This is a genomic window from Photorhabdus sp. P32 (genome assembly GCF_038085095.1).
Classification (GTDB): Bacteria; Pseudomonadota; Gammaproteobacteria; order Enterobacterales; family Enterobacteriaceae; genus Photorhabdus; species Photorhabdus luminescens.
Map to the genome: position 1 here is coordinate 1 of NZ_JAZGJN010000174.1, position 10,150 is coordinate 10,150.

The 10,150-nt window shown below is 43.8% G+C and carries 7 protein-coding genes and 1 pseudogene; all 8 read right to left on the bottom strand.

Features of this window, described 5'->3' with window-relative positions; translation table 11 throughout:
- Nucleotides 1-350: pseudogene (locus V2H77_RS01810) on the bottom strand (hypothetical protein); the annotation flags it as partial.
- 824 nt (nt 351-1,174) lie between these two features.
- Nucleotides 1,175-2,707, bottom strand: coding sequence for an MFS transporter (locus V2H77_RS01815; RefSeq protein WP_341497428.1), 1,533 nt, complete (start codon nt 2,705-2,707; stop codon nt 1,175-1,177).
- A gap of 22 nt (nt 2,708-2,729) precedes the next feature.
- Nucleotides 2,730-3,617 (bottom strand): prephenate dehydrogenase dimerization domain-containing protein, encoded by an 888-nt coding sequence (locus V2H77_RS01820; RefSeq protein WP_341497429.1) that lies wholly within the window; start codon nt 3,615-3,617, stop codon nt 2,730-2,732.
- Nucleotides 3,610-5,685, bottom strand: a complete 2,076-nt coding sequence (pabB, locus tag V2H77_RS01825) for an aminodeoxychorismate synthase component I (RefSeq protein ID WP_341497430.1) — start codon at nt 5,683-5,685, stop codon at nt 3,610-3,612. Before pabB ends, V2H77_RS01820 begins: the two co-directional genes overlap by 8 nt.
- Entirely contained in the window at nt 5,686-6,009 is a 324-nt protein-coding gene (locus V2H77_RS01830) for a chorismate mutase (protein ID WP_341497431.1), read from the bottom strand.
- A 60-nt stretch (nt 6,010-6,069) separates the two neighbouring features.
- Nucleotides 6,070-7,344 (bottom strand): aminotransferase class I/II-fold pyridoxal phosphate-dependent enzyme, encoded by a 1,275-nt coding sequence (locus V2H77_RS01835; protein WP_341497432.1) that lies wholly within the window; start codon nt 7,342-7,344, stop codon nt 6,070-6,072.
- Nucleotides 7,345-7,368: 24 nt separating this feature from the next.
- Nucleotides 7,369-8,211, bottom strand: a complete 843-nt coding sequence (locus V2H77_RS01840) for a HemK/PrmC family methyltransferase (RefSeq protein ID WP_341497433.1) — start codon at nt 8,209-8,211, stop codon at nt 7,369-7,371.
- Nucleotides 8,208-9,641: an NAD(P)/FAD-dependent oxidoreductase gene (locus tag V2H77_RS01845; RefSeq protein WP_265378525.1), complete on the bottom strand. Its 1,434-nt coding sequence runs from the start codon at nt 9,639-9,641 to the stop codon at nt 8,208-8,210. Before V2H77_RS01845 ends, V2H77_RS01840 begins: the two co-directional genes overlap by 4 nt.
- Nucleotides 9,642-10,150 lie beyond the last annotated feature (509 nt).

A 10,150-nucleotide genomic window follows, 5' to 3' on the forward strand; every position in this document is an offset into this window, starting at 1 on the left:
GCAGAATCACCATAGATATAGGCCCGAAAAGCTTTGCATAAATCAATATGATTGCCCGAGACATCCGCCAGTCGTTCAACTGAAAACGGTTCAGGTAACGGATGATGAGGTTCCATTCTACCGGGGCCATATTCACTGTCAGGTATACCGCCAAGTACCTTCAGCTCCTGTATGGTTTGTACCGTGAAAAATGCCGGGGGCACAGTCGCTGCCCTCGGATCGTTAGAGAATATTACCTTGCCGCCAAAATCCGAGGTCTTAAGTTGATTCGGCTGCCGTTCTATACCAACCGGATGATGATTCTGATGTAATATTGCCAAAGTTTCGGCAACAGTTCTTATTTTATTCATAGATATTCTCCAGAATTTAAGTCCATATATATTACTAATAGCCAGAATATTGCCTCTGGTTAATCACCAAATTTAGCAATAGCGAAAACATCAATTTTTCTGGCAAAGAATATAAGTATTTCAACATCTGGCATGCCAGAAATAATTCCTGTGAGAATTAATCAGGTAAATATTTGTTCACTTTACAGACACAATTGGATGCAAAATTCAAATTACACAATTTTAAATATTAGTGTAATTTTTAATTTTTTTCATTAATTATGGAGAATATTTCTGTGATACATCACTACCTTTTAACATGTACTAATTAAAACTTTTAATTTTATATTTGTCTCATCAGGTACTATTGTAAAATACAAATAATGAGTATGATTGTATCGTTCATAAATAACAGCCAGACAGAAACCTATACCCTATGAATTTCAAGATGCATCGCGACGGCAAAGGAGCGAATCCCCGGGAGCATAGAGAACTATGTGACCGGGGTGAGTGAGTGCAGCCAACAAAGAGGCAACTTGAAAGATGACGAGTATATAGATATTATTTGATGATGAAATTATATATGTAACTTCAGTAAAGGGTAAAAACAATTAAGAACAAGATCTTTTTACGAATAATTTTCAATTTTTAAATAAATTAATGCCAAAAATAAATTACTAAATGACCGACAAAAAATAAATAAAATAGCCTTAATGAAGCTATATACCCTATGAATTTCAAGATGCATCGCGACGGCAAGGGAGAGAATCCCCGGGAGCATAGCGAACTATGTGACCGGGGTGAGCGAGTGCAGCCGTTACCAACGGCTGCACAATAAGACACAATCAATATTCAAGCACTTGAGTTTTCTGCGGAGCTTTCAGCAAACGCCAAGCAAGCAATACCACCACTGCGGTCAGTGCCGCTGTCATCCAGCTCATCATATGAATAGCGCTGGTGAATGATTCCGATGCCGCTGCCATCAGTTTTTGTCCCTCTGATTCAGCTAATGAGTTCGCAACAACGTAAGCCCCCGCTAACGTCTCTAAAGCCAATCCAGCCTGTTCCTGAGAGATCTCATTCGGCAATTGCAATGTTATTCGATAGAAAGCAGTGACCAATCCCCCCAGAATCGTCGTACCAAGTACAACACCCACTTCATAAGCCGTTTCGCTTATTGATGATGCCGCCCCTGCTTTAGAAGAAGGGACTGACGAAAGCACCAAATCGTTAGACACCGAAGCAATGGCCCCCACACTAATATCTAATAATGCGAAAGCAACAATCAGAGTGACTAAATCACTGCCGATACTCGCGACCAGAAGAAATGAAATACCTGCAATACTCAGCAAAATTGGCACCAGATAATGAGCCGGCACCCGTTGAGCAATCGGCACTATCGCCATACCCATCACAATCGCCATGATTTGCCCGGGAACCAGTGCCAGGCTAGCCAAAATCGGCTCCATACCGAGTACGATTTGCAAGACCTGTGTGGCAAAAAAGACAAAACCCACCAGCAATGCCAAACTCAGTAAGTTAACAATAACCGAACCGGTAAACATACCATTACGGAACAGGGAAAGATCCATCAACGGTACAGGCAGGCGCTGTTGCCGGCGAACAAATAGCACACCAGCAATAAGACCAACCGACAGTTCGAGTATGACACTTATTTCAAACCCATCACTGGCAAGGTGTTTAATCGCGTAAACAATACCACCCATAGCGATGATCGATAATAAAACGCTATACACATCGATAATGCCAGTCTGTTTTTTATCGGACTCAGGCAATAACATCGGCCCGAAGATCAGCAACGGTACTAATACCGGTACTGCCAATAGGAAAATTGAACTCCAATCGAAAAACTGCAATAACACACCACCGACTACGGGACCTACGGCCGAACCGATAGTTAATGTTGTCGCCCAAATAGCAACAGCCACTCGACGCTGTTCACGATCCTCAAAAAGAGTGCTGATCAACGCCAAAGTTGAAGGCATCAGCATCGCACCAAAAAATCCAAGTACGGCTCGCCCTATAATCAATTGTTCAGGTGAAGTTGACAGTGCGGTGAACACCGAAATAACAGTAAATCCCAAAGATCCAAATAACAGTAATGAACGATGACCAACACGATCGCCAATACTCCCCATTGATACCAGCAAACCAGCCAATACCAACGAATAAGCATCAATTATCCATAATTGCTGACTTGCACTGGGTCCCAGAGCTTCCGCAATTTTCGGTAAAGCAAAGCTTAAAATCGTATTGTCCACCGTCACCAACAGTACTGGTAACATCAATATCAGCAATCCCAGCCAATTTCTGAGTCCTGCCCGCCCGTTAGCCTCAGCAACTCTATTTAACGACATCCCCTCAACTCCTTTCCTATTATCATTCAAGCGTTGAAAAAATATGCTGGCAATCAGCAGCACTGATATCGAGCTGTTCCCCCAGTTGTTGCGCAATATCTCTGAGGTTATTGCCAAATTCAGTTTGATCGCCAGCCTGTACTATCGAATCTAACTGTTGTATGGCATGCAGCAACCCCTGACGCGGTTCGGCAGCCATCGGATTTTCATATTGAACGTCCCAGTACACTTCCATTGGATTGCGTAAAATCCTTGATAATAACGCCAGCATTGTACGCATAGGCGGCGGCGCAATAGTTGCCAAAGTACGAATATCTAACGGACTTTTCGCCAACACCAAGCCAAAAATCAGTATCGCAGCATGGGGCAAAGCCTGACAAAGCGCCATAACCCGATCATGTTCCTCTGGCATCATTCTGCTGATGCGCATATCAGCCTGCGTCAATACCCGCTCAATCCAATGCTCACTAACATGACAGTTATCGAGAATGACTGCAACCGGCCTTTTTTGTTCCGGCAAAGATGGCGAGAACATCGGGTTAACACCAATGAAGGGCTGCCCCGGGGCGGCAGCTCTTAACGCAGAATAGAAAGGGGCCTGAACTGAACAGGTTGACACGATCTGTACATCATCGCCAATAGCTGACAACACCCAAGGCAATGCCTGTACAGCAACCGCTTCCGGTAGAGCAAAGACTACCGCCTTTGCCCCACTAAAGACCTCTCCAGCATCAACAACCGGATTTAAGATATCAATCTGGTAATAATGAGGATGATAGTGATAAGAACGCATTCCCTGCGTTCGTTTGTCAACACTGCAAGCCATGTGACCACAGCGAGTAAAAAGGCGCCCCAATAAAGCACCAATAGCGCCTTCTCCACCAAGAATGACCACCTTATGGTTACTCACACACTTCCTCCGTCATATGGCTAAAGCTGAAATAGGGCACACTCGCTTTGACCAATGTTTCTTCAAATTCGCCATAAGGATCGGAGTGAGCGACAATTGCGCCTCCGATGCCGAACTCAGCACATTCTTGATGTAATACAGCGGTACGTATCACAATGCTCAATTCCACTTCACCGCTGAAGGATAACCATCCAAGCGCGCCGGAGTAAACACCGCGAGCCGATGACTCTAAAGCATCAATAATCTCCATCGTGCGCTTCTTCGGCGCTCCGGTCATTGATCCTCCTGGAAAACATGCCCGGATAGCCTCCATTGATGATGTTTCTTCGCATAATTCACCGCGTATGGTCGAAACCAATTGATGTACGGAAGAAAAACTCTCAACTTTAAATAATTCAGGTACATGCACACTGCCTGGACGACATACCTGATTAAGATCATGACGCACTAAATCCACGATCATCAGATTTTCTGCTCTATCCTTAGTGGACTGACTCAGTTCCATCTGCAAATGCTGATCATCTGCTGCCGTTCTTCCTCGCGGCCGGGTCCCCTTAATCGGTCTGGATTCAATATTTCTGGTCTCATCAATACGTAAAAACGTTTCCGGCGATGCGCTCAGTACAGAAAAATCCCCACATGCCAGATAAGCGCCATAAGGTACAGGACTGGCATAGCGCATACGCCGATAAGCATCCAACGGATGCCCTGAATAAGCCATCTTTGCCCTATTCGTCAGACAGATTTCATAGGACTCGCCATCTGTGATGTATTGAAGTGATTTATGGATTCCATCTATATACTGCTGAGCGCCATATTCCAGACAAATCTTGTTCTGATCAACCGCGCCAGGAATAAAGTCAGGTATCACTTCATCGGTATTTTTTGCATTAGTCACTAAAAGTTCCGGCGACCAATTTTGTGGCTGCCCTACTGGTGTAATAAGGCATTCATAAAGTTTACTCTGCTGATGATCGAATACAAAAAAATGCGGAGTAAATATTAAGTTGGCATCAGGATGTTCTGAATGATATTTATTGCTGCCAATTGTCAGCGCCTTTAATTCATATCCTAAATAACCGACAAAGCCGCCTTTAAATACAAATGGCATCGATTTTGGCGTCGAAATTTCCACAAAACCAAGCAATTCAGACATCAGTGAGAAAAAATCCCCCTGAACAATCCTCTCCCCATCAGGGCCAGTCAAACGCAAACTTTCAGTCTGTACACGGTATTCAAGCCTGACAGCGCCCTGTGCATTACCGCTTCCCATCATTGAGAAGCGGGCATTAGGTCTATCAGAGTTTTCACTATCAAGCCAGAAAGCGTGCGTATCATTGCCGTAACGTTGAATAAACAAGGATTCGGGATCGACTATCTGCTTACATTCACGATAATTCAGCTTGAGATATTGTCTTCCGCCTACCGCAAGATAGGCATCATTGACATTAGTACATATATTCTGAGCGGCAACTTCCTGTTCGTTATTCTCTTTATACGTCTTCGCTATACGCACGAAATTACTAAGTAGCTCACGCCCATATTCAGAATCAATCGATTCAGGGTGAAATTGAACCCCCCAGATCGGCCTTTCGGTGTGCTCAATCGCCATGATTAAGCCATCATCAGTCCAGGCAGTACATTTTAAATTGTCAGGCAGCCGGGTACATACCAATGAGTGATATCTGACCACTTCAAACTGTTCAGGCAAACCGAGGAATAATCCTTCTCCGGTGTTCCTGATGCGGCTGCGATAACCGTGTACCGGATTGGGGGCATGTTCTACAAAGCCGCCAAATGCCAGACTAATTCCCTGATGACCGAGACAAATACCCAACAGTGGAACTTTGGCGCGTGCAATAACTTCAGCACAGACGCCAAAATCACTGCTTTCAGCCGGATGCCCTGGCCCCGGAGAAAGCACTACCGCATCATACTCGTCTATCGCTAACTCTTCATAAGTCAAAGAATTGGTGACTACGGACGGCACACTGCCCGTCACTTCATACAGATATTGAGCAATGTTTTGCGTAAAAGAATCATAATTATCAATGAGCAGTATTTTCATTTATTTTTTTACTTTCTCGTTTAACAACTGATCAATCAATTCTTCTTCCCGACAGCAAGTTTCGTTGATTACCAGTTGAAATATTGATTCAATATATTCAGGCCGTAACCCAAAATCTGTTGATTTATCCCGCAACATATCCAATAACGAGGTAATACGTTGCGGCTGCATCATCGGAATATCCTGTTCCGCTTTTATCTCAGCGATTTTCATGCAGACTTTCATGCGTTCTGAAAGAAGCGCCAGAATCTGCATATTAATAACATCCAGAGATTCCCTGTAAGGTTGTAATATGTCCTGCTTATTTATTATTGATTGAGTCATATGTTGATCTTCGTTACTGATTCATTTCGATGATCTTCTTTATCGATAAATTGGCGTCAATTATACCTGTGGAACTACCGCTTGTGGCTCCACCCAATTCAACCCCTTTTCCCTTATTTCAAATAAGGTATTTGCTAAATGTTTGATTTCACCTGCCTTATGCTCACTGGAGAAGGCAAAACGCAACATTGCATTACCATCTGGGACCAGTGGATAAAATACCGGGAATAATAAGATGCCGTTGTTACGCAGCAAACGAGCGGCTTCAAGCCCTTCCGTTTCATTTTCAAATAAAGCGCCACGGACGGGAGATTGCACACCAGCATTCATCAAACCGTTATCCATTAAAGAATCAAACAGATCGATGTTTTTCCACAACTGCTCCTGCCGAATTTCTATTTCAAGGCTAAGGTGAAGTTTTGCTGAGGCAACGTTAGCTGCCAACATCGGCACCATAATCGAATGACCAAAAACCAGAGGATTCGCTAAGGTACTGATCACTTCGACATCATCGGCGCCTGCAACCACGACAAACCCGCCCGCGCCGCCAAACGCTTTGGATAATGAGCCTGCAAGTATGAGGTTGGCTGGCAGAATATGGTCAAGTGCAGCAAAAGCATAACCGGCGCCATGACGCCCTATAATGGAAATACCATGAGCATCATCGACATAGACATAACCTCCGGCAGCGGCCAATTGTCGAGTTAACGCGGCAACCGGAATTAAACCGTTCATTGAACCAATACCATCAATCAGCAGAATAGGAGTACGCTGATTCTCCTCGCATTGCTGCAAAGCTTGCTGTATCGACTGCGGATCAGCACTATCAACCCGCGATACCGGTCCAAACTGTTCAAGAATACCGCGTAGTACCTGCATAGAGGCATGAGCCGTTTTATCCATCAACCAATGTACAGGCCGGGAAAGGGGATAGCTAGGTAAAGAGCCACTGCCCAATAACGGTAATACGCCAAGGTGAACATTACTGGTGGAAGTAAACACAGCAACAGAACCACCCGGATAAATCTCCTCCAACAGTTTCTCTAATTGCCCCAAATATTGTGGCCGCATTGCACCACGGGATGATGACAAATGTATCCCTGTACGGGACATTGCCTGATTTGCCGCTTCAATTAAGACAGGATGATGTTCTAATCCCAAATAAGAACAGGAAACAAATTCAGTAAAGATTTCTCCTTCCTCTGTAGTAATTTGTTTACCTTGACGTTCTATTACAGTGAAACTAGTCAAACCTTCATCGATAGCCTGTGCTAAAGCTCCGGTTGTCCGTGACCGGCGAATTGTCATCCAATCCTGCTTGTGTTTTACATTCATTATTTAGATTCCAATTGTCTAAGTTCAAATGCGCTTACAACCGACAGTAATGACCGAACTGCCCGTTGTGTCAGAAATATCTTCATCGATAATGGTGCGTACTAAGGAAAAACCCGCATCTGAAAATAATGCTCTGACGCTCTCCTCCTGACTTTCACCATGTTCAATGACTAACCAACCCTCTGATTGCAGTAGCTGTTTAGCTTGTTTGATAATCAACCGGGTTAAATCAAGCCCATCGTCCCCCGAATACACCGACGCATAAGGGTGATGCTCCTCCCATTCCGGCAATATTTCCTGCTGTTCAGGAACATAAGGGGGATTAGCCACAATCAACGCCGCCGATTCGTTAAATTGAGAAAATGCTTGCCAATCCCGTAAATCCGCTTTTAATGCATCGGCTTTAATCGCCCAACTCGCCAACCGATAGATATTGCGTGTCAGGTATTGAAAAGCCACATCATCATATTCGACACAAGTGACCTTTAAATCTGGGCGACGCTTAGCAATGGCTAAACCAATGGCGCCACTACCGGAGCATAAATCCAGAACCACTGCCCCATGAGGCGCTTGATATTCGTTCTCCAGCCATTTATGAATAACCTGGCTATGAGGACGCGGAATAAATACCCCCGTTCCCACCGTCAGAGGCAAGCCATCAAAATCCACAGTACCGACAATATGCCCAAGTGGGACCCGGTTACAGCGTTCATGAACCGCAAGCATAAATTCATCACGAGCGCGATCTTTACAGCGCCTTTCCAGATAACGGTCAATCAGGCAATCAAGATCGGCTTCCACGTCCCAAACGCCGGCCTCTGACAGTAACTCTCTGGCTTTATCAATAACAGATTGATCTAAACTCATGACCATGCCTCATAGTAACTACGTAACCGTTCACGCATGGATTCATAAATATGGGAGAAGGCAACCAGCTCTGGCGGCGGCGTGAATTGAGGATGAAGAGACTCAATTAAATTCTGATAATTGCGCATCATCCCTTCATTTAGCAGCGGCAACCAGTAAGGTTTGATATCCCAACGATATTCGTAACCGGTAGCAAACATTTGTTGGGCGGTCTCTTTAGCCATCACCTCACGGGAGAAACCCACTAACGGAGGACGAACTGGATTAAAATCATCAAGATTAATGAGTGTATTTTCTACTCCCGTCAAAGCATTAGCGACATAATCCGCTAATAACGGTGATTGATGTAAGCCATCACGGTAAGTCCCGGTAGCCAGCCAAAGACCATTCACGCCACATTCGCCAATCAACGGGAACCCATCAGCAGGAATTGGCCGGTTGCCAACCTGAATTGAAAGGATTTCAGCATCATGTAAGTTAATATCCAACTGATCTAACGCACAATCCAACAAGAACTGCACATCAGAAATCAGTGCCTGACTACGGGGTTTTTCAGACAGAATATTGGTCGCGCCAAGATACAGCACGCCATCACCACGTGGCACACAATGCAGCCCACAGGCAAATGCCCGGTTAGGGGTACGGATGACCGAAGTCGGCAATTCTCTGCCTTTCGGCATCTTGACCAGAATAGATACCCCATAGCCGGCAAAGATTGGCGGAATTTGGCGAACAATAGAAGGTATATTTGATAACAGATCCAACGAATGCGCGCCAGCAGCCACAACCACCTTATCTGCCATTAAACGCTCACCACTCAGCAGTTCAACGCCAGTAGCTAAACCATCTTCGATTAACACACATTTAATATTCTCTGCTTTAAGGACCCCACCCTCAGCCACAAATGCCGCATCCAGTTTTTCCAGCAATAAATGCGAGTTCAGCGCATGTTCATCAGGGATATATAAAGCACGCAGCGGACGCACTAAGTCATTGGGCTTTAACCACTCAATTTCACGCGGGTCAACGGTTTCATAAGGCGCCGCATAATCGATCAAGGTTTGCTCGATGGCGTCATAATTGACACTGTCAATCTCTTCCATCCCGGCAGTGTTCAGTATCACGTGAGTACCTTTAGCGGTAAACAGCGATCGGGCATCACCGGAAGAGTCAGCTAACCGTTGCGCCCAGGCCGGCCAAAGCTCTCTGGAAATACAATCCATATTCAATTTCAACTTACCGTGTTCACTCGCTAATAAACCACTGGTAATTTCGCCAAAACAACCATTCATTGCACCGGCAGCTTTGGAAGCAGCATTGGTTCGATCAGTCTCTCCAACCCTACAGACCGAAAGATTTCTGCTTGCCAGTTCATAGGCGATTGAACCTGCAATTGCCCCTGAACCAACAACAATAAAATCGTATTTCACTTATTTACTCCTATATGACCTGTGGTCAATTTATTTTAAATATTTTGTCAACAAAGACGGACAAATAATTATCATCCTCTATAGTGAGGATATTTTTACTGCTTTACATCAATTGTAAAAAAAACAACCTCGTGTTCATCAGTAATTAAAATGAAGAATCACCCTCAGATTTTCACTAAATCTAAAAACAAATATGCAATAACAAACCATTACATTAGAAACAGTTTAAATTTATTATCAGACAAATATAATCACCCATATTAATTAATTTGCGAAAATAAAAATCCACAATAAAAACAATAAATTGAGCAGCATCACAAAATGCTATTTATATTTAAAGCAAATAATAACAAGAGATATTATTATATCTAAAATAACATCTGCAAATCAGGGATGAACAATAATCATCAAATACAAAACTGTCAAATAAATTTCGTCTTATATTATAAACAAAAAAATCATATAAATATTTTCAGTATAAAATAAAAACAATTTAAATTTAAATTGTT